The 21,175-nt window shown below is 31.0% G+C and carries 18 protein-coding genes, 1 tRNA gene and 1 pseudogene; 10 read left to right on the top strand and 10 right to left on the bottom strand.

What is annotated here, in order from left to right:
• Positions 1–797, top strand: a 797-nt coding sequence (locus tag ACIQ6T_RS09625; protein WP_395785835.1) for a TatD family hydrolase, incomplete at its 5' end; no start/stop codon positions are given.
• Here ACIQ6T_RS09625 and ACIQ6T_RS09620 read toward each other — a convergent pair.
• Positions 775–1,479, bottom strand: a complete 705-nt coding sequence (locus tag ACIQ6T_RS09620) for an ATP-binding cassette domain-containing protein (RefSeq protein WP_395785833.1) — start codon at positions 1,477–1,479, stop codon at positions 775–777. The two genes, ACIQ6T_RS09625 and ACIQ6T_RS09620, sit on opposite strands and share 23 nt — an antisense overlap.
• A gap of 71 nt (positions 1,480–1,550) precedes the next feature.
• Between ACIQ6T_RS09620 and ACIQ6T_RS09615 the strand changes: the two genes are divergently transcribed.
• Positions 1,551–3,032: a xylulokinase gene (locus ACIQ6T_RS09615; RefSeq protein ID WP_395785831.1), complete on the top strand. Its 1,482-nt coding sequence runs from the start codon at positions 1,551–1,553 to the stop codon at positions 3,030–3,032.
• A 34-nt stretch (positions 3,033–3,066) separates the two neighbouring features.
• Here the strand turns inward: ACIQ6T_RS09615 and ACIQ6T_RS09610 are convergent.
• From ACIQ6T_RS09610 to ACIQ6T_RS09575, 8 genes are all read right to left on the bottom strand, one after another.
• Positions 3,067–3,150, bottom strand: a tRNA-Leu gene (locus ACIQ6T_RS09610).
• An 87-nt stretch (positions 3,151–3,237) separates the two neighbouring features.
• Entirely contained in the window at positions 3,238–4,476 is a 1,239-nt protein-coding gene (locus tag ACIQ6T_RS09605) for an ABC transporter permease (RefSeq protein ID WP_395785829.1), read from the bottom strand.
• An 81-nt stretch (positions 4,477–4,557) separates the two neighbouring features.
• Entirely contained in the window at positions 4,558–6,450 is a 1,893-nt protein-coding gene (locus ACIQ6T_RS09600; RefSeq protein WP_395785827.1) for a hypothetical protein, read from the bottom strand.
• Between the two features lie 131 nt (positions 6,451–6,581).
• Positions 6,582–7,649, bottom strand: coding sequence for a DegT/DnrJ/EryC1/StrS family aminotransferase (locus tag ACIQ6T_RS09595; RefSeq protein WP_395785825.1), 1,068 nt, complete (start codon positions 7,647–7,649; stop codon positions 6,582–6,584).
• A 2-nt stretch (positions 7,650–7,651) separates the two neighbouring features.
• Entirely contained in the window at positions 7,652–8,872 is a 1,221-nt protein-coding gene (locus tag ACIQ6T_RS09590) for a polysaccharide ABC transporter ATP-binding protein (protein WP_395785823.1), read from the bottom strand.
• Position 8,873: 1 nt separating this feature from the next.
• Positions 8,874–9,677, bottom strand: coding sequence for an ABC transporter permease (locus ACIQ6T_RS09585; protein ID WP_395785821.1), 804 nt, complete (start codon positions 9,675–9,677; stop codon positions 8,874–8,876).
• Positions 9,670–10,746, bottom strand: coding sequence for a hypothetical protein (locus ACIQ6T_RS09580; protein ID WP_395785819.1), 1,077 nt, complete (start codon positions 10,744–10,746; stop codon positions 9,670–9,672). Before ACIQ6T_RS09580 ends, ACIQ6T_RS09585 begins: the two co-directional genes overlap by 8 nt.
• Positions 10,747–10,748: 2 nt before the next feature.
• Positions 10,749–13,388, bottom strand: a complete 2,640-nt coding sequence (locus tag ACIQ6T_RS09575) for an SLBB domain-containing protein (protein WP_395785817.1) — start codon at positions 13,386–13,388, stop codon at positions 10,749–10,751.
• A 147-nt stretch (positions 13,389–13,535) separates the two neighbouring features.
• Here ACIQ6T_RS09575 and ACIQ6T_RS09570 point away from each other — a divergent pair, with 147 nt between their 5' ends.
• Positions 13,536–15,407 (top strand): DNA topoisomerase IV subunit B, encoded by a 1,872-nt coding sequence (locus tag ACIQ6T_RS09570; RefSeq protein ID WP_395785815.1) that lies wholly within the window; start codon positions 13,536–13,538, stop codon positions 15,405–15,407.
• 2 nt (positions 15,408–15,409) lie between these two features.
• On the opposite strand, the gene ACIQ6T_RS09565 is transcribed toward ACIQ6T_RS09570, so the two are convergent.
• On the bottom strand, positions 15,410–15,718 hold the full coding sequence (locus ACIQ6T_RS09565; RefSeq protein WP_395785813.1) for a tetratricopeptide repeat protein: 309 nt from the start codon (positions 15,716–15,718) through the stop codon (positions 15,410–15,412).
• Positions 15,719–15,767: 49 nt separating this feature from the next.
• On the opposite strand from ACIQ6T_RS09565, the gene ACIQ6T_RS09560 reads away from it, so the two are divergent.
• The 7 genes and pseudogenes from ACIQ6T_RS09560 to ACIQ6T_RS09530 all read left to right on the top strand — a co-directional run.
• Positions 15,768–16,487 (top strand): electron transfer flavoprotein subunit beta/FixA family protein, encoded by a 720-nt coding sequence (locus tag ACIQ6T_RS09560; RefSeq protein WP_395785811.1) that lies wholly within the window; start codon positions 15,768–15,770, stop codon positions 16,485–16,487.
• A 4-nt stretch (positions 16,488–16,491) separates the two neighbouring features.
• The gene (locus ACIQ6T_RS09555) at positions 16,492–17,439 is read left to right on the top strand and encodes an electron transfer flavoprotein subunit alpha/FixB family protein (RefSeq protein WP_395785809.1); all 948 of its coding nucleotides are present in this window, start codon (positions 16,492–16,494) and stop codon (positions 17,437–17,439) included.
• Between the two features lie 45 nt (positions 17,440–17,484).
• Positions 17,485–18,060, top strand: coding sequence for a bifunctional nuclease domain-containing protein (locus ACIQ6T_RS09550; RefSeq protein ID WP_395785807.1), 576 nt, complete (start codon positions 17,485–17,487; stop codon positions 18,058–18,060).
• Positions 18,057–18,929 (top strand): cell division protein FtsX, encoded by an 873-nt coding sequence (locus ACIQ6T_RS09545; RefSeq protein ID WP_395785805.1) that lies wholly within the window; start codon positions 18,057–18,059, stop codon positions 18,927–18,929. The genes ACIQ6T_RS09550 and ACIQ6T_RS09545 overlap by 4 nt, the downstream gene beginning before the upstream one ends.
• Positions 18,930–19,141: 212 nt before the next feature.
• A complete protein-coding gene (locus ACIQ6T_RS09540; RefSeq protein ID WP_395785803.1) occupies positions 19,142–19,924 on the top strand; it encodes an undecaprenyl-diphosphate phosphatase in 783 nt (260 codons plus the stop codon).
• Positions 19,915–20,604 (top strand): tRNA pseudouridine(55) synthase TruB, encoded by a 690-nt coding sequence (gene truB / locus ACIQ6T_RS09535; protein ID WP_395785801.1) that lies wholly within the window; start codon positions 19,915–19,917, stop codon positions 20,602–20,604. The genes ACIQ6T_RS09540 and truB overlap by 10 nt, the downstream gene beginning before the upstream one ends.
• Positions 20,588–21,175, top strand: a pseudogene (locus ACIQ6T_RS09530) (hypothetical protein); the annotation flags it as partial. The gene truB and the pseudogene ACIQ6T_RS09530, both read left to right, overlap by 17 nt.

Here is a 21,175-nt window from a genome sequence, read left to right as displayed (position 1 = left end):
AGAGAAAAATATTTATTGAAAGCATTATGATAGATACGCATGCCCATTTATATGACGCACATTTTTTAAATGACTTAGATGCTCATATAGCTGAAATTCGTGCAAATGGTGTTCAGGAAGTATGGATGCCAAACTGTGATTCTGCGTCTTGGAAAGACTTAATTAATGTTACAAATAAATATCCAGATTTTGCCTTACCGATGATCGGCTTACACCCAACTTATGTTAAAGAGAATTATTTGATCGAATTAGAAAATCTCAAGAACATTTTAAATACACAAAAAGTATTGGCAATTGGTGAAATTGGTCTTGATTATTACTGGGATACTACATTTAGAGCAGAACAAATTATTGCCTTTGAAATGCAATGTCACTGGGCATTAGAACATAAAATTTGGATAGATGTGCATTGTAGAAAAGCCTATGCGGATTTAATAAGAATATTGAAAAAGCCAAATTTTGAGAATTTGAGAGGGATTATTCACTGTTTTTCAGGTGACGCTCGCGAAGCAGAAACATTGGTCGGATTAGGTTTTAAATTAGGTATAGGCGGTGTAATTACGTATAAAAATTCAACTTTATTTCAGGATATCAAAGATATTTCATTGGAACATATTGTTTTAGAAACTGATAGTCCATATCTCACCCCTGTACCTTTTCGTGGTAAGCCCAATAGTCCAAGTTATATTCCTATTATAGCACAAAAATTAGCAGATTTATATCAAATTTCCTTGGAGGAGTTAGTGGCAAAGACGTGTATTAATGCAAGCCAACTTAAAACGTATGCTGGTTTTTAATCCAATAATCCGTTGCTTGTTTCCATGAGATCATGGTATCTTTTAATCTTAGAGCTATTTTGTTTTTTGAATTCCAAAATTTAGTCCTATTCCCTTGAAAGATTAGTTTTCCCTTTTCCATGATTCCAATCTTTTGACTTAAGCGAATAATATCACTTAAATCATGGCTAATCAATAAACATGGGATTTGTCGGCTTTCAATTAATTGTTGTAAAATAGTTGAAAACTCCATTTTTTGTTCAGTATCCAATTGACTAAATGGCTCATCGAGTATTAAATATTCAATTGGTTTACTTACTGCTTCAATCAAGGCTATTTTTTGTTTTTCACCTCCAGATAACAATTGAATTTTTGATTTTAATAGATGTTTAATATGAAACATCTTTATATACAACTTAACTAATTTGGTTTTATTTAATTCAGTTTCTTTCTGAAATAGAAAATTTAAATAATCCTCAACGGTATGATGTGGTTTCAAATGAAGTGATTGAGGAACATAACCCGCTACTAAAAATTGAGGAATCAATCTTTCTGAGTTATTATTTACTTCGAAGCCATCTGACTTAATAGATGAGTCATTCGATAGATTTAGGCCAACAGCAATTTTTGCAACTGTGCTTTTACCTGAACCACTTTTACCAATTAATGAAAAAATTTCACCTTTATTGATCTCAATTTTCACTAGAGACAGATTAAATTGAGGATTAACTTGGTAACTTGGTATGATTATTTGTAACATCTAAACTGAAAATTATGCTTTTGTGTGGCGTTGATGTAGGTACATCGTCGATTAAAGTTAGTGTTGTTGACGCAGCAAACCAACAATTAATTTATTCTACTTCATACCCTGAAATAGAAAATGAAATATCAGCATCTGAGCCTGGTTTTGCTGAACAAGATCCAGAACATTGGTGGACTTGTGTTAAACAAGCTATTTTAAAAGCTAACTCTTCTAAAACGTATCATGCTAAGGATATTGTTTCTATTGGTATTTCATATCAAATGCATGGATTGGTTGTAATAGATAAAGAATACCAAGTATTGAGGCCATCAATTATATGGTGTGATTCTCGTTCTATTGAAATTGGAAGTGAGGCCTATGCAGGAATTGGGAAATCGTATTGTGAAAACAACCTGTTGAATTCGCCAGGTAATTTTACAGCTTCTAAATTAGCTTGGGTTAAAATTAAACAACCAGAAATTTACGAAAAGATACATTTAGCCATGTTACCGGGTGATTTCATTGCTGGACGGTTAACGAATGTATTTACTACAACAAATTCAGCGTTGTCTGAGGGGATATTTTGGGATTTTAAAGCTAATGATCTTTCAAGTCCATTAATGGATTATTTTGGTTTTGATTCAAGTATGATACCTGATGTTCAACCTGTATTTTCAAATCATGGAATTATAGCAGTTAATGTTGCTAAGGAACTTGGTTTGAATAACCAAGTTCAAGTCACATATAAGGCAGGGGATCAGCCAAACAATGCTTTTTCATTGGGAGTTTTAGAGCCTGGTGAAATTGCTACTACTGCTGGGACATCTGGAGTAGTTTATGGAGTAAGTGATTCGCTAACTTTTGATCAAATGAATCGTGTTAATTCATTTGCTCATGTTACGCATACCAAAGATTCAACACGAATAGGTGTTTTAATGTGCATTAATGGTACAGGAATTCTTAATCGGTGGGTCCGTCAAAATATAGCTTCAGATTTGTCTTATAATCAAATGAATAATTTAGCGAGTCAATCACCTATCGGTTCTCGTGGACTTGTTTGTTTACCTTTTGGTAATGGAGCAGAGCGCATTTTTCAAAACAGAAATATAGGTGCGAGTTTTGATAACCTAGATTTTAACCAACATAGTAAAGCTGATTTGATTCGAGCTGCCCAAGAGGGAATTGCATTTTCTATGGCTTATGGTATCGAAATGTTGAACGCAACAGGAATATATGCTAATAAACTGAAAGCTGGTTATGCCAATATGTATTTGAGTGATGTTTTCACTTCATCTCTAGTCAATGCTTCTAATGTTGCAGTAGATTTATTGGAATCTGATGGTTCCTTTGGCGCTGCTCTCGGTTCAGGATTTGGCTTAGGCTATTATCATTCTGCTAAAGAGGCGGTTTCTAAAATTAAACGAATAAGTACCTGTGAACCCAAATTCGAATTGTTATCAAAAACTTTAGATGCTTATTCAAATTGGAAGGAATCAATTACCCAAAAGCTCTAAAAAGGCAAAGCCTCTCAATTTCTTGAGAGGCTTGTACCCAGAGCCGGAGTCGAACCGGCACGGGCTTGCACCCACGGGTGTTTGAGACCAGCGCGTCTACCAATTCCGCCATCTGGGCAATTATATCAAACCAATTGGCCTAATTGCCTTGCAAAAGTAGGGCAAATTCATATGTAAATCAAGTCCTCGGTAAATAATAATTGATTTACTCGTACCTTAAAGCGTCTACAGGATCTAATTTAGAGGCTTTAAATGCGGGATAAATTCCTGAAAATAAGCCAACTAGAATACAAATAATTATTCCGACTGTCATCCATAACCAAGGAATAATAAAACTTGCTGCACCTGCACTTATTCCTTGTGCAATTAAGTTCCCTATTGGTATAGCTAAAATAATACCTCCAACTCCCCCAATTAAACATATAACAATAGCTTCAATTAAAAACTGTTGCAAAATTCGAAAAGGTGTAGCACCCAATGACTTTCTTATTCCTATTTCTCGCGTTCTTTCCGATACTGATACCATCATGATGTTCATTAGTGCAATAGCCGCCCCTAAAAGCGTTATAAAACCAATTACAAATCCTCCTAATTGTAAGCTAGATGTAATGCTTTCAAAACTTTTGGCTATTGAATCTGATCTGTCTATTGAAAAAGAATCATCTGCCGTCAATGGATCTTTACGAACTTTTCGCATAACCCCTCTCGCCTCTTCCATAAAATTATCTAGGTTTTCAACTTTTGTGGAAGAGGTAGTAATATCAAATGTTAAGTTCCGACCAACAGCCATTTTTCGACCTGTTTCTAAAGGAACCATAACTATACGATCATCGCCCCCTCCCATCATATTTCCTTTTTTAACAAGTAAACCAACTATTTTTAATTTTATTCCATTAACTACTATTTCCTGATTTAAAGGGCTTTTCTTTTCAAATAATTGCTCGATTACATCAACACCAAGAATACAAACGTTAGTTGCATTTAAAAATTCATTAGTTGAAAAGCTTCTCCCACCTCCTATTTTATAACCTTTTAACTCAATTGAATTATCATCTATACCCCAAAGACGGACATTGGGATTCGTTTTTTTGCTTTCGTATTTTACTATCGCATTACCAGAAACACTTGTCCTAAGTGAAACTTTCCCTTTTGCAAGAAATAATTGCTTATATCGTATTGCCTGTCGGTAATCTATATTCTTAAATCGTTTTTCCTTTTGCCCTTCTCTTCGCATTTGATTTGCAGGTCGATTTCGAATATCAAATGAATTAGCTCCTAAACCTGAAAAGGAATTATCGACAGAGCTTTGAATACCATCAATAGCTGTAAGAATACCAACAAGCGATGTAATTCCTAACGAAATTATCAAAGCTGTTAAAATAGTTCTTAGTAGGTTGCCCTTAATTGACCTAAGTCCTTCTGCTATATTTTCCTTTATATTCATTTCAAACGCAATTTATCAAAAGGTTTTATGATTTGTCAGCCGATAGTAACTAGTAATTGCCACTAATCATTTAAAGTCGTGTTACTTTAGTTTTCTAAGATAATAATCTTCGCCACGGACAATAACTCCCTCTGACATATTAAAATTTGTGCCCAAGCGAATATCACCAGATTGGACCTTAATGACTGATTTTGCAAAAAATAGATAATCAGCTTCCTTAGGTATTTTTTGTAAACCTTGTTCAAATGGGTTTATTGGAATTAATTTTCGACTAAAATTGGGTCCCCACAATGGATACTCATAGTCGTCATTTACAGTACCTAAAGCAACAGTTGCATTTTCAGGAACCAAATTCTCGAAATTAGTATACGCTTGGGATATATCAGGTCTAGAAATAGTCAAAGCTTCAATTCTAGTCAAATTGAAAATGGATGGCTTTACACTATTACCAAAAGGTAATGCTCTTAAATGCAGTAAAATTGTTGCTAATCCAGTTAATGAAATGAGAATTGAAGAAAGTATTAAAAAGATTTTTCCGCCTTGATTTTTTTGAAATAATTGTTTTTTATTAAGCCAATTAGCTATAATTGGAATTATAAAAACCAATGTACTCAGCATGTATCTACCTTTCCAAGGATCATAAGCTGCGGTATAAGCAAGAGCAATTAAATGAAAAATATACGCAGCAAAGAAATAATAATAGATTCTTTTGGTGTTTCTTTTTCGTAAATACAAAAGTGATGGAATACAAAATATGATGAATATAATGCCGTAGATTGGTGTTCCGTTATAAAATTCCAAACGCCTATTGAAAGAAAAAGGAATTATTGTAAAAGATGTTTCATTTTCTAAACCTAAATTAAATTTTTGATCTATACGTAGAAAATACACTTTAATTTTTTTCTGACTTTTTTCAACAAAATCTATATTTCTTAATCCATCGAGATTTAAAAGATCAAACTGATATCGAATCAAATTTCTAGTTCCATGTTCCATTAAATTGTATAAATTTCCCGCTCGCTCAATTGATTGATGTTGGGTTGCCGTTTTAGGACCAATTGGGTGTCCATAATTTACGTAATTGGATAAATACCCAGTTGGCATTGTTATCGTTGAAAGAAAAATTATACCTGCAAGAAAGGTATGCTTTATCTGATATTTCCAATTTTGAGATTTTAAGTTGATGAAAATATAAATAAGAATAATCGCCAATGGAATAAATGAAAAAACAAACGTTATTTTATGACTTAAGGCTATTGAAAAAGCAAGAACACTGAGGTATATGTAAATTGTTTTTTGAGTTTGTCTAAAACTAAATAGAAAATAAACAATTGAAATTAAATAAGCAGCTAAAACAATATCGGTATCAGTAGATGTAGATTGAATAATAGCTATTGGGATAAATAAAAGTAAGGAAGAACAAAATATCCGCGTTACAAAAGGAACTAATAATCGCTTTAAAACCCCATATGACCCAATAAAAAGAATCCAATACGCCGACATATTAGGCAGTTTGAAAAAATGTTCATTCCAGTTAGACATTAAAAATGGATATACTTGAATGGAAGAAAAGGCTTTAGGATAAGTATCTATGTTCCAATTTGTACCAATAAAATGCTTAAACGAGCCATTTTGTAAAAAGTAAAAAATGCGATTTAAATGCCCCGTCATGCTATCCCATTCATTTGGTGGCGTGTAATAGGTTAATGATAATTGAATAGAATGTATTAAAAGAAAAGAAATTAATAGAATGGAGAATGAAGCTTTCTCCGTTTTTGATGACCCAATATATACTTCATGTAATCTTTGAATCGCTCTACCAGTAACTTTAAATGAAGAAATACTTGTGTGCTCTTTTTGGAACAAGTTGGAAGTGAAAAAATTATGAAAACAAATAGCTAAAAGAAATGGTAGAATCGACCAAGCGACAGTACTATCCCAAATTGTAAGTTCTGAGAGAATATAGCCAGTCATTATTATGATAGCAGTGTATAGCATGTAACCTATAACAAAAATTTCCTCGAAATTTTTGTTAGATATTTTAGATGCAATTTTTATACATAGTAAAACAAACGATATGAATACTATGATATACATACGAAATATTAATATGATAAATTAACTATTTTTACTACTTCAAGAATTTCCGCATCTGTAATGCTTGCAGATAAAGGCAAACAAAGTATACGGTTCGCTATATCTTCAGAAACAGGGCATGCTTGTTTTAATAGATAAGGCAATTCGTTCAATGAAGGATAAAAATATCTTCTCGGAAATATATTGGCTTCGTTAAGACATTTTATAATGTGTAAAAGGTGTTCATTGTTAAAACCAACTATTGGAAAATAGCTATAATTTCTTTCTACACTCGGATTCCATTGAATTGTTTGAACTTTTTTATCTAAGCTCAATTCATACAATTCACTTGCCTTTCTTCTATGACCCTTGATTTGATTAAAATGTTTCAAATTAGCTAAACCCATTGCTGCATGAAATTCAGAGTTTTTTCCGTTAATGCCCGCTGATAAATATATGTCCCCCTTATGACCAAAACTTCGTAGTTCGCGAACCTTTTCAGCCATTTTTTTTTCTTTAGTTATGACAGCTCCACCTTCTACCGTGTGAAATATTTTTGTCGCGTGAAAACTACATGTAGTTATATCTCCATAAGTGAAAATTGACTTTCCTTTATATTTCACACCAAACGCATGCGCTCCATCATAAATTAATGGAATACCTGCATTACTCGCTATTTCTTCTTGTTTTACTAAATCACCGGCATTCCCATAAACATGTGTAGTTAATATGGCTTTTGTTTTGGCTGAAATTTTATTTTCAAGTTGAGAACTTTCTACAGTAAGTGAAATTGGATCAATATCAGCAAAAACTGGATTACAACCTTCCCAAATCAGTGCATTGGTAGTTGCACAATAAGAAAATGGGGTCGTAACTACATCTCCTATGACGTTATAGGCTTTAAGTGCTAATTGAAGTGCAATTGTTCCATTGCCAACAAATACAATATTGTCAACTTCTAGAAATTCAGCTAGCTTTTTTTCTAATTCAAGTAGTAATGGACCATCATTTGTTAAGTGATTTGATGACCAAATTTTCTCTAAATAGTCAACATATTCTTTTAAATCAGGAAGATATGATTTAGTTACATGAAGCATATCTATAGCGTATTTGATATTTGTGTTATTGAAAAATCAAAATTTGGACGGACATATCCAGGCCATTTTCCATACCAGGAAGTATCAATACGGTAATCAGCAATTTCAAAATTAAATATTTCCTCGAAATTGTGAAGGACAATAGATTTATCCTTTACAATCATAAATGATATGATATAACTTCCATCATTCATGAAATTCGAAGGGATTTCTGTCGATGCTTTAATAATTCCAAATTCACAATTAATAGCTGCTGTACAGATATTAAAAATACATTCTCCAGTAGTCGCATAAACATGTAGACTGACATTCAAACATTGATTATCAACATTATTCCAAAATTCAATATCTAATGAAATTGAATTTCTGACATCCATGTAATTTTGATTTTCAAATAATTTCGGAGAAAGAACACATGATTTTAATCGCACATATTCATTCCCAGGTGCCTGATCAAAACTCAAATAATTGTGCTTATATACATTCTTTTGCATATTAGCCATGTAATTATTAATTACCTCACCCGTTTCTCCAAATTGCTTAACCTTTCCCTTTTCAAGATGTAAGGTTTTATTACACAAATTAGATACAGCTGTCAAATTATGACTTACAAAAAGAATTGTTCGATCATTTGCAGCTACTTCTTTCATCTTCCCCAAGGATTTTTTTTGGAAATCAGCATCACCTACAGCTAATACTTCGTCTACTATTAAAATATCAGGGTTTAAATGTGCGGAAATTGCAAATCCCAAACGAACATACATTCCAGAAGAATATCGTTTAACCGGCGTATCTAAAAATTGAGAAATTTGAGTTCCAGCGAATTCAACAATTTGATCAAATTGGGAAGTGATCTCAGCTTTTGACATTCCTAATATGGCCCCATTTAAAAAAATATTTTCTCTTCCAGTTAATTCTGGATGAAACCCTGTTCCTACTTCTAGTAAACTCGCTACTTTACCACTTACGTTAATATGTCCAACTGTTGGTTTTGTAATTCTGCTTAATATTTTCAATAAAGTAGATTTCCCAGCACCATTATTTCCAATAATACCTAATTTATCTCCTTTCTGTAAAGAAAAAGATATGTTATCAACAGCCCAAAATTCTTCTTTGGGATTAGATTTAAAAAAATCTGATAAACCATTTCTTATAGATTTGGCTTCTCTCTGTTTAGCTAAATTATATTTTTTAGAAACAGATTCTACATCAATAATATTCATATTACAAATGATCTACGAATGAATCCTCCTTGACATCAAAAATCCATAAACCTAAAAAAAATGTAAGTATACTTACAAAAATGGCAACAAATAAACCATTTAAAGAATAGATAGGATAATTTGGTATTAAACAAAATCGAAAAAATTCAACAAACGATGCTAAAGGATTAAGCCATATGTAAATTGGATACCATGATTTTCCCATGAATTCGCTAGAAGTATAAACAATGGGAGTGACAAAAAATCCATATTGCACTATCAAAGGTATGGCTTGTAGTAAATCACGGTATTTAACAGCAAAGGAAGCAAAAATCAAACCCATTCCAAGACTAAATAACGTGGTAACTAGTAATGCTAAAGGCAATAAAAAAATTGTCTCAGTTATTGTCTGATCTAAACCAATAAGAAGAATCATATAAACGATTAAACCAACAAGTAAGTCCACTAATGTAACCGCTAAGCTAGAAATACAAATGATTAATCTAGGGAAATATACTTTTGAAATTAAATTCCCATTTATTAAAATAGATTGACTAATGGATTGAAAACCATTAGCAAAATAATTCCAAAAAAGAATTCCTGCGAATATAACTAATTGAATAGGGTAACCTGAAAAATCTTTAATATTTGCAACATTCTTAAATGCAAATAAAAAAACCAACATAGTTGCCATTGGTCTAATTATGGCCCAAGCAATTCCTAAAAATGTTTGTTTGTAACGTACTGAAATGTCTCTTTTAGCAAGAATAACCAAAAGCTCATAATCCTTATTTATTTCCTTATACTTTGTTATAAATTTATTCATGTACATCCTTTGACATCATTTCTTTATAAATCCGGACTATACTTAAAATAAGGCTACTTAGAAAACTTCCTAGTATGATACCAATCAATGTAATCGGACCATAAAAATGTCTTATTCCTACTGTGCTAATTTCAGGTTCTGAAATAATTGTAAATAATGGAGTTTCTTTAGCTAGGGAAAATTTTAGATTATCATAATTCCGTACAGACTCCAAATACATCCCTTGTAATTGTTGCGATGACAATTGAAGCCTCTCTGCAATAATACGTGCACGTTGAAAAATTATTTGTTGATTTTGATCATTATAATTAGCCAATTTGCCTTGTGTATAGTACAAAGCGGAACGAAGCGAGTCTACACGTTTGTCCAAAATAATTAATAATTCCTGAGATTTTTTTGTTTTAGTGTCAATGTAAAAATTAGTAACTGTTTTTAAATATAACTTTGACCAAATATATGATAAAGTATCATCACGGGTTTCAACAGTTAATGTTTGAAAAGTAGATTTTGGATTTTCATTGACAATGTTGGTTTGACCTTTTAGAAAATCATATAATGCATCTAATATATTTAAATCTTGTGAAGATAATTTTTCAATTTGCGAAGACTTGAAACGATGATTATAAAAATCAGAAGGGCGATTTTTCCACTCAAACTCACTAATTCTTGATTTTTCTAAAAAAATATTAGCAAATATGCCTTCTTTGTTACCATAACGAACTTTTGTCAATAATGCTTTTCTGAAAATAGACTTCGTCTTCAAAAGTTCTTTGAAGTTTTCACCACTAAAAAGTGAAGAATTGCTACCCATTCCACCACCTAAACCAAATGAACTAGCTAATTCTAACAATCCCCCACCATTACCCCCACTATCGCCATCGACAATAAAGACAATCTCTGTTTTATAATTCACATCCTGAATTTTATAATATTCATATCCTCCTCCAATTAATAATCCAAAAAATGCTCCTAAGGTCAATACCTTAATGTTTTCCTTGATATAAGGAATAACTAAGAGACATTTAAGAATTAAGCGTTTAAATGAAAATTGATCCTCTTGTAATTTCATAATTAATTAGCCGTTGCTTTAATTAGCGTGATTATCCCGATAACACTCGTAACTGTTCCAGTAAGTACTGAAACCAACTGGAATACTTGTTGAGCTGAGTTTATATTTTTCACATTTCTTGGTACTATAATTTCTGCGCCCCGTTCAATCTTTGGAAAATATCTAATAAATAATACGTTACGCGCTCGCTTTACAGAACCATTTGAGTATAAAACATAAGCCCTTTTTCTCGCCGAATTTGCAGTAAAACCACCGGCTTCTGAAATGAAATCTTTAAATGATTTCCCTTCATTAAATTTTACACTATTGGGATATAATACTTCACCAGTAACCTTAACTGTTTGAGGTTCCCTTGGTATATCTATAATATCACCTTCGTTCAAAAATAAATCCTCATCCCCACCGGGGTTATTTATAGCGGCTAAAAGATTAATACCAATTAATTCCGTGATCTTGGTAGCAGATTCATCATTTCTAATCGAAACACCGTTAAAATTATTTTGTATTTGACTAAGTTGTTCCTTTTTTCTAGTTTTCTCAGACTCTGTTAATTGATTTTTACGAATTAACTTGGCTCCCTGAGGGTATGCCTGATTATTCAATCCACCAGCTCGGCTTACTAGGTCTGATAAGCGTTCGTCCTTTTTTTCTAAACCATAAACTCCAGGAAATACTAATTGTCCTTGCATGGTTACAAATTGTTGTAATTCATAGTTGGGCGATGTACGTATAAATACTTCATCAAATGGCAATAATTTAAACGAGGACGCTGTTCCATCCAACTGTAGGTTTTTACTAATTCCAAATTTAATTATTTCAGCAATTTGAGAATTAATTAATTTGGGACTATCAAGTCCTATATTTTTTTTTCTTCTTACAATTTCTACAAAACCTGTTGCAGCAGATTCGCGTAAACCACCAGCTTTTAGAATTAAATCCTCTACTGTCATGTTTTCAACGTATGGCAATGTAAGTTTCACTTGACGGTTAATTAATGAATTACTGGTAGATTCAGATTTTAAATCATTAGCTATTTCTGTATCTACATCAATTTTTTCTTCTTCCTCCTCGTCGTTTTGGAAATCTTGAAGTTGATTATCATAACCACCCTGAAGTTGCCCCGTATTTTTTTGTAAATAATTTGACTGCTCGTCAGTTGTTAATTTAATTCCTGCTTTTGATTTATTCTTATCTGAATCTTTCGAATTGGAGGTTTTTTTTACAATGTTGATTTCACCGTGTATCGTAACTGTATATTTTTCACGTAAATCTAGAATTGAAAATATTGATATTTTATCTTCCCTTTTTAATTTGATATCCTTAGAATTATCTAGAATTACCTCTTTAAGATTAACCGAAAGATTAGTTCTAGATAAATCTTCATTAATTCGTTCGACTAATATTCGATCAAGAAATGCATCCTCTTTTAATCCTCCGGCACGTGAAATGATTTTTAGAAGAGATTCGTTTCCTTCAACAGCAAAATCACCAGGTCTGAACACCTCACCAATAACAGTGATTTTATTATCAAATCTGTCTTTATCAATTGATTCCACCTGAATTAAATCACCTGCCTGTGGATAAAATGAATTAAAAATACCTGAATTTAAATCGATTAATTTCCTGTCTCTATTTGTATATCTAGTTATTTTAACTAATTCTTTAAAAGCATCTTCTGAAAATCCTCCACAAAAATTATTCAAAACGTAGTCTAAATTTTCATTAGGAAGAACTTCAAATAAAGCAGGTCGTTTAACTTTTCCCTTTACTTCAATTCTTGTTTTGTATACGCCAACTTTAATAATATCTTGATCTTGTAAAATCATATCATTTCGTTGGATACCTGAAGTTAAAAAGTCATATAAATCGAGTTTGCCAACTAACTTTTTATTTCTTATTAATTGAATTTCCCTGAAAGTTCCATTCTCAGTCGGACCGCCTGCCAAGTAAAGAACATTCATTATCCTTGCAAGTGAAGGCACGGAATATGTCCCAGGAAACATAACTTCACCTTGAATCGTTACTCCAATTGTTCGAATATTGCCTAGAGATACACTTGCACTTAATGTTGTAGGGCCACTATTACTTGATCCTTGCTTTAATCCTATGAATATTTGGGATAGCTTGTTGATGATTTTGTTTTTTGCCTGATCTATTGTTAAGCCTGCAACATAAACATTACCTATTCTATTTATTTTAACATAACCATCTGGACTAACTATCAAATTATAATGTTCTTCAGAATAACCATTAATATCTACGATTAGCTCATCTTCTGGACCAACTATATAATTAATTGGTGTTGCTATTTTTAAATTGGGCTCAAAAACTCCAATTTTATTATTGAATATAGAAAAACCAAATATTTTTTTTCTTAAAGTTACTAAAGCAGTATCTACTGTCTCATATGATAAATTTCGATTGGTAATTAGACTATCTCTTAATTTTTTCTGTTGATCACTATACATTACAGATCTTTTTGAGGTATTATTAGATCCCTGTGGAAGTATGTTATTATTCTGAAAATTAGAGCGCATCAACAATTGACTTTGTATACCTGTCATATTAGGTAGTAATTGTGCTTTTAATTGAATACTAACAATTGATAATAAAATTGCTATGTAAAAAGTTCTAGGCATCATAATCTTATAAATTATCTTGAGAATAAGATGCGAAATAACGAAAAAAAGCGGAGCAATCCTTAACTTTATGAAATTCTTTCCTATCGCTTAATGATAAGAATAGGACCTTAAAAAGAGTTTAATATAAGTCAAGATAGAAATAGAAATATGGAAAATTCAGTCCCTGTTTATAATGATGATAGTATACGGTCATTAGATTGGAAAGAACACATACGCTTAAGGCCTGGCATGTATATCGGAAAATTAGGAGATGGCTCTTCTGTAGATGATGGAATATATGTTCTCGTAAAAGAAATCATGGATAATTCTATTGATGAACACATGATGGGTAATGGCAAACATATTGATGTAAAAATTTCAGACCACAAAGTAGAAGTACGCGATTTTGGTAGAGGGATACCATTAGGTAAGGTTATCGACTGTGTATCCAAAATTAATACAGGTGGAAAATATGATTCGGGAGCATTTCAAAAATCAGTAGGTTTAAATGGTGTTGGAACAAAAGCAACAAATGCGCTCTCTAATTATTTTAAAGTTCAATCTTATCGAGATGGTCAAACAATGTGGGCGGAGTTTAGCAAAGGTGAATTAATCGACCAATCTCTTGAAATAGAGTATTCAAACTCAAAAAGTGGTACATTTATTTGTTTTGAGCCAGATAATACAGTTTTCAAAAATTATCACTTTATTCCTCAATATTTAGATTCACTATTCTGGAATTACGCCTTTTTAAATGCTGGATTAACAATTAATTTTAACGGGCAAAAGTATTTTTCTGAAAAAGGTTTATTTGATCTTTTGTCGAAAAAAACAAATTCAGAAGAAAATCGCTATCCTATTGTTCATCTCAAGGGTAACGATATTGAGATGGCTATTACCCATAATAATCAATATGGCGAAGAGTATTATTCTTTTGTCAATGGTCAAAATACGACTCAAGGTGGAACACATTTAGCTGCATTTCGTGAAGCTTTAGTTCGTACAGTTCGTGAATTCTTCAAAAAAGAATTTGATCCATCTGATGTCCGTGCTAGTATTGTTGGCGCAATTGCTATTCGAGTTCAAGAACCTGTTTTTGAATCTCAGACAAAAACAAAATTGGGTTCTACAAATATTTCACCAGATTCTTCTTCTCCGTCAATTAGAACATTTATTGGTGATTTTGTTAAAAATGAGCTAGATAATTATCTACATAAGAATCCATCTGTTGCAGATGCTATCCTCAAACGTATACTACAGTCTGAAAGAGAAAGAAAAGATATTGCTGGAATAAAAAAATTAGCTAATGAACGGGCTAAAAAAGCTAATCTACACAATAAAAAACTTCGGGATTGTAGGGTGCATCTTTCCGATGATAAAGCTGAATCAAAACTTGATTCGGTGTTATTTATAACAGAAGGAGATTCCGCTAGTGGAAGTATTACCAAATCAAGAGATGTTCAAACTCAAGCTGTTTTTAGTCTTAGAGGAAAGCCACTTAATAGTTACGGATTGACAAAAAAAATAGTATATGAAAACGAAGAGTTTAATTTACTTCAGCATGCTTTAGATATTGAAGATTCACTTGATAATCTTAGGTACAATAAAATTGTTATTGCAACTGATGCTGATGTGGATGGCATGCATATTCGATTATTAATTTTAACATTTTTTTTGCAATTTTTCCCCGATTTAGTTAGAAATGGTCATTTGTATATTCTTGAAACCCCTTTGTTCCGTGTAAGGAATAAAAAAGAAACTATTTATTGCTATTCAGACGAAGAACGCAGGAATGCCATAGATAAATTAGGTCCTAAGCCAGAAATTACGAGATTTAAAGGTTTAGGAGAAATTTCACCAGAAGAGTTTGGTACATTTATTGGTGAAAATATAAAATTAGAACCAGTTATTTTGGAGAAAGATTTTACCATTCCACAGCTGTTAAATTACTATATGGGTAAGAATACTCCTGAAAGACAAAAGTTTATAATTGATAATTTAAAAATTGAAAAAGATATAGAGGAAGTGTTATTTGCTTAATTTTATTCGTTAATTTCTATTAATTGCTCTAATTCATTCACAATTTTATTATTCTTGTTTTTGTTCGCTAATCTTATTCCTTCAAGTGCTACTGCCTTACCTAATATCTCTCTATTTGTATAATAAAGATATTCAGCATAGAAATAATAAATTGGTTGATAATCTGCATGAATTTCTAATATATATTCTGCAATAGTTTCTAGATCAGTGAATTTACCTTGTTTTTTATATTCAAATGCCAACAAATAATAATTAAATGGATTGTTTGGCTCCTTTTTTATTTCTTCTTCAATAAATTCTTTTCGGTTCATTTTATTATATTAAAACAATTTAGTATGCTTGCATAACAAAATTATAATTATGAAAATATTAGTTTGTATTTCATGTGTACCAGATACAACATCAAAGATAACATTAACTGATAATAAGCATTTCAATTATGATGGTTTGACCTTTGTTGTCGGACCTTATGATGATTATGCGTTATCACGAGCAATTGAACTAAAAGAAAGTAACAAGGCTGAGGTTGTTATTTTGCATGTAGGTAACATAAATTCAGATCCATTAATTAGAAAGTGTTTGGCTTTGGGTGCAGATAGTGCCATACGTATTGACACCAATCCAATTGATTCCATTCAGGTAAGTAATGAAATTAGTGATTTCGTTAAAAATAATCCATTTGATTTAATTTTAATGGGTAAAGAAACTATCGATTATGGTAATGGGCTAGTTCCTGGTTTAGTAGCGGCAAATTTAAATATTCAAGTTTTTAGTCCGGTTCAAAAGCTTTTAGTTATTGATGATAAACTCGAATTAGAAGTAGAAACTTTTTCTGGTAAAGCTACTATATCATGTAATATGCCAGTTGTTTTAGGTTGTCAAGAACCTATAGCTGAATGGAAAATACCGAATATGCGTGGAATTATGTCTGCAAGAACTAAGGAAATTAAAGTTTTACCGGATAAAATATATGAATCTGATTCTTTACTTAAATTAGAATTAGTTGAAACCAAACGCAAAAGAATTATGATTAATTCTGAAAATGCGGAAGAGTTGATTGATATATTATTTAAGATTTAATTGTATGAAGAAAGTAGCTTTATTTGTCGAATTTAATGATGGATATTTAACAGATAAATCTGTTAATCTATTGAGTAAAATAGTTTTTTTGGAGATTGGGGAGGTCGTGATTTATACATTTTCTAAATGTTCTATTTACTATTTGCCAGATTCACTTAAAACGGAATTTGTTTTTATAGGTTCAGACTCTTCAATTAATATAATTGATAAAGATACAATCTCAATTGTAACATCAGATTTCAAAAATAGAAGCATCGATATAGTGTTTGCATTAAAGTCTTATTTAAATGATAGCTTATTGTCCCAGCTTGCTTATTTTTTAGAATTCAACATAAAATCACAAATTGTTGATTTTTATAAAGAGAACGATAATCTAATTTATTCAGCAAGTGTTTTTAACAATAAGTCAATTGCTATTTACAGCGGTTCTTTAAGTACTTCCATTTATATAGTAAGTAATAACTTTAATCAAAGCAACTCCCCTTCTAGTTTCAATTTTATTGAGTTTGTTCCTTTTCGACTAAATACTATAAAACATAATTTTAACATATTGTCTTTTGATTCAATTATTAATAGGGTTTCACTTGCTGATGCTCAGATTGTTGTGGGAGCTGGACGTGGGCTAAAAGATCCAACTAATTGGGCTATTATTGAAGAATTAGCATCCATTTTAAATGCAGCAACTGCCTGCTCAAAACCTGTTTCTGATCTTGATTGGAGGCCTCATTATGAACATGTTGGGCAGACCGGTGTTAAAATTGCACCTTCAGTTTACATAGCTTGCGGAATATCGGGAGCAATACAGCATTTAGCGGGTGTAAATTCTTCAAAAATAATAGTTGTCATAAACAACGATCCTGATGCTCCTTTCTTTGCTAACGCAGATTATGGTATTATTGGTGATGTTTTTGATATCGTTCCTAGACTAATAAATAAATTAAAAAATCGCTAATTAAAGGAACCAAATTTGGTATATTTGTTGCCTAAATCATTCAAATTGCCAGCATATCATACCTTGCGAATAAATACGATTGCTCCTAGTTCTGTAGCGGCTAATTCTTATGTAATCGTGTTACAAAGTATTGAACTCTCAGATTTGTCTTTCCCAATTGTAATTGGTAATCAAGAAGCTCAATCGATTTCAATATTTATAGAGGGTATTTCTATTAAAAGACCACTTACACATGATTTGATTTTTCAAATTTTACTATCTACTCGAATAGATTTAGAATTTGTAGAAATTACTAGTTTTAAAGATGGGATATTTTTTGCTGAATTACATTTAATTAATAATAACGTTAATACGGTTGTTGATGCGAGACCTTCGGACGCAATAGCAATTGCAGTAAGGTTTAAAAAAGAAATACGCATAAATATAGATTTATTAAATTCTATTGGATTTAATTCAAATCAAGAAATTAAAGTTGATACAGAAGGATTGAACACGGATATTTATCAATCTAAATCAAAGTCTGAATTAGAAAAGGATTTGTTATTAGCTTTGACAAATGAAAACTATGAAGAAGCGGCATTTTTACGTGATCAAATTGAAAAATTGAATTCAAAAAAATGAAATATAATAAAGTAAAATCATCATCAACAAGCTCCATGATGATCGCTGCAATAGCTGGATTATCATTTATTATGGGTTTGTTTTACTTTCTGTTCCTTGGAGCAAATTCATGGGGAAATCATTTAAAGTCTCAAATAAAAGTATACGTTTATTTAGATGATTCGTTAAACAGAAGTGAAATTAATGAGACTATTTATAGATTAAAATTGGATACAGCTATCAATAAAAATGATGTAAAATTTGTTTCTAAGGAACAAACAGCTAAAGATTTTTTAGCTTCTTCACATGAAAATTACGAGGAACTATTAGGAGATATTAATCCATTTAAAAACTTAATTATATTAGGTATAAATGATAGATATTTGTCATCAAGTAGCGTTAATAATATAGTTAGTAGGTTTAAATCCATGCCTGGAATTTTCGATGTAAGTTACCCTGCAAATTTATTGTTTAATTTAACTCCTAAAATTAAGCTTATAACAGGTATTTTTTTGCTTCTAATGTTTATTCTAAGTATGTGGATATATATTCAATTTTTAAGTTTTGTAAAATTGCAAATTCATTCAAATAGAATACTTATTAAATCAATGCAATTATTAGGTTCAACTAATAACTTTATACAAAAACCCTTTTGTATACAATCGTTAAAGTATGGAATTGTAGGAAGTATTTTGGGAATACTGGTTTTTTACTTTTTAGCTTATTTTATCACTTTACAGATTCCAGAAATTCAAACAATTATATTTAATTTAAGAGATCAGTTAATTTTTCTTGTTTTGAATCTAGTTTTTTCATTGCTTTTTAGTATAATGAGTACCTATTGGGTTTTAAATAATTACTTAAAAAATTCACTCGTTAATTTAATTTAAGATGTCAACAAATAACAAAAATAATTTACCACTTAATTCCACGAGTAATAAAATTTTAGTGGTTGGTATTTTAACAATGTTTATTGGTTTTTTTGTTATGACACTAGATAAAGAGCCATTTGGTTTTGGTTTTTTAGGCATAACATTAGGTCCAATATTGGTTTTGATAGGTGTATTTATACCAATTTTTTCACTATTTATTAAGAACTCGAATGATTGATTTTTTCCAAGCATTTATTCTTGGTTTAATAGAGGGACTAAGTGAATTTCTGCCTATTTCATCAACTGCTCACTTAATAGTTGGTGAATTATTTTTATCAATTCAACCATCCCCATATTTAAATTTTTTTACAATATTTATTCAATTAGGAGCTATTTCTGCGGTTCCTATTTTGTATTTTAAGCGCTTAACAACATCAATTAATATTTACAAATCTGTTATTATTTCATTTATACCTGCAGTTATACTAGGGTTATTACTAGATGAATTTTTAGAAAATCTTTTTCAAGGCTATTGGTTCATTTGTATTAGTTGGATAATTGGGGGCTTTATTCTTGTATTTATTGATCAGTGGATAGTTGAAATTAATGACGATTCAATTGAAGAAATCAACATGATTCAGTCAATAAAAATAGGTTTATTTCAGTGTTTGGCAATGATACCTGGTGTATCAAGATCGGGTGCTTCAATTATAGGAGGACGCTTGGCTGGATTAAGTCACCAAAATGCTGTTGAATTTTCATTTTTATTAGGTATTCCAACTATTTTGGGCGCATGTGCGAAAAAATTGTTTGATTATCGAAGTGAAATTGCCGATTTTACCTCAGGGAATAATGTAATTTATCTTACCATATCGTTTTTAGTATCTTTTATTGTGGCTTTATTTTCAATAAAATTTATGATAAGCTTGGTAAATCAGTATGGATTTAAATATTTCGGCTATTACAGAATTTTTATTGGCTTAATATTCGGAATTTATTTACTGTGGAGATAGAGCGTTTAGAAAATCATTTTTATTTAATTGATAAGCCATCATCATGGACCTCATTTGATGTAGTGAAAAAAATGAAATTTCTCGGAAAATTCAAAAAAATAGGGCATGCAGGTACATTAGATCCTCTTGCAACTGGGCTTCTAATTATTTGTGTGGGTAAACACACGAAAAAAATAGACTATTTTCAAAATATGCCCAAAACCTACATTGGTGAACTTGTTTTTGGGAAAACCACACCTTCAATTGATTTAGAGACTGAATTTAATGGTGAATTCCCTATTTCACATATAAGTGAATTAATGATTAAAGAAACAGTTTTAAATCATTTTATAGGAGAAATTAAACAGGTTCCTCCTATATATTCTGCTATAAAACTTGATGGTAAACGATTATATAACTATGCACGTTCTGGTGTAGATGAATCAAAGCTTGTCATCAAAAGTCGAGATGCTATAATTTATGATTTTGAAGTAGATACACTTAAATTTCCAGTGGTTAGTTTTAAGATTACTTGTTCCAAAGGGACTTATATACGTAGTTTAGTTAGAGATTTGGCATTAGCATTAAATTCTGGGGCATACTTAAATAAATTAACTAGGACTCATATTGGTACATACAGCCTTGCTGAAGCACAAGACATTAAGAATTTTGATCAATCAATTTATGAGGAGATATTCTAGTGTAGATCAATTGAGTAATGAAACGTTTGAAGGTTGTGTTTTATCAATTGGTATGTTCGATGGCGTACATTTAGGTCATAAGCAAGTTATTGATACTTGTTGTCGTATTGCTCAAAAAAATAATTTAAAATCCGTTTTAATTACATTTTCTAACCATCCATCAGAGTATTTATCTTCTGATATCAATGTAAAATTATTGTCTACATTGGATGAAAAAATTAAACATTTAAGCAATACATTACTTGATATACTAATTGTTCTCCCTTTTGATTTAAAAATGGCTAGTTTATCAGCTAAAGATTTTATTGAAAATATTCTTTTAAGAAAGCTTAATTGTAAAGTAATAATATTTGGATATGACAACCATTTTGGAAAAAACAGACAAGGTTCTCCTGAATATATTAATTTCCATTATGGGGAAAAAATTAAAACTATCGTTGTTAAAGAAAAAAAGATTAATGCTGAAATCATAAGTAGTAGTCGCATTAAAGAACTAATTGATATTGGAAATATTGCCTTAGCTAATCAATTTTTAGGTTATAATTATACGCTGCATTCAGAAGTTGTACAC

It is taken from the genome of Aquirufa sp. (genome assembly GCF_044377215.1).
Classification (GTDB): Bacteria; Bacteroidota; Bacteroidia; order Cytophagales; family Spirosomataceae; genus Aquirufa.
The sequence above is the reverse complement of the archived record's forward strand: the minus strand, read 5'-3'. Positions and strand labels throughout refer to the sequence as shown.

Bases quoted from the DNA above. Each gene is read 5' to 3' on its own strand.
- ACIQ6T_RS09615 (WP_395785831.1), top strand. From the start codon at position 1,551: ATGCTTTTGTGTGGCGTTGATGTAGGTACATCGTCGATTAAAGTTAGT.
- ACIQ6T_RS09605 (WP_395785829.1), bottom strand. From the start codon at position 4,476: ATGAATATAAAGGAAAATATAGCAGAAGGACTTAGGTCAATTAAGGGC.
- ACIQ6T_RS09600 (WP_395785827.1), bottom strand. From the start codon at position 6,450: ATGACTGGCTATATTCTCTCAGAACTTACAATTTGGGATAGTACTGTC.
- ACIQ6T_RS09595 (WP_395785825.1), bottom strand. From the start codon at position 7,649: ATGCTTCATGTAACTAAATCATATCTTCCTGATTTAAAAGAATATGTT.
- ACIQ6T_RS09590 (WP_395785823.1), bottom strand. From the start codon at position 8,872: ATGAATATTATTGATGTAGAATCTGTTTCTAAAAAATATAATTTAGCT.
- ACIQ6T_RS09585 (WP_395785821.1), bottom strand. From the start codon at position 9,677: ATGAATAAATTTATAACAAAGTATAAGGAAATAAATAAGGATTATGAG.
- ACIQ6T_RS09580 (WP_395785819.1), bottom strand. From the start codon at position 10,746: ATGAAATTACAAGAGGATCAATTTTCATTTAAACGCTTAATTCTTAAA.
- ACIQ6T_RS09575 (WP_395785817.1), bottom strand. From the start codon at position 13,388: ATGATGCCTAGAACTTTTTACATAGCAATTTTATTATCAATTGTTAGT.
- ACIQ6T_RS09570 (WP_395785815.1), top strand. From the start codon at position 13,536: ATGGAAAATTCAGTCCCTGTTTATAATGATGATAGTATACGGTCATTA.
- ACIQ6T_RS09565 (WP_395785813.1), bottom strand. From the start codon at position 15,718: ATGAACCGAAAAGAATTTATTGAAGAAGAAATAAAAAAGGAGCCAAAC.
- ACIQ6T_RS09560 (WP_395785811.1), top strand. From the start codon at position 15,768: ATGAAAATATTAGTTTGTATTTCATGTGTACCAGATACAACATCAAAG.
- ACIQ6T_RS09555 (WP_395785809.1), top strand. From the start codon at position 16,492: ATGAAGAAAGTAGCTTTATTTGTCGAATTTAATGATGGATATTTAACA.
- ACIQ6T_RS09545 (WP_395785805.1), top strand. From the start codon at position 18,057: ATGAAATATAATAAAGTAAAATCATCATCAACAAGCTCCATGATGATC.
- ACIQ6T_RS09540 (WP_395785803.1), top strand. From the start codon at position 19,142: ATGATTGATTTTTTCCAAGCATTTATTCTTGGTTTAATAGAGGGACTA.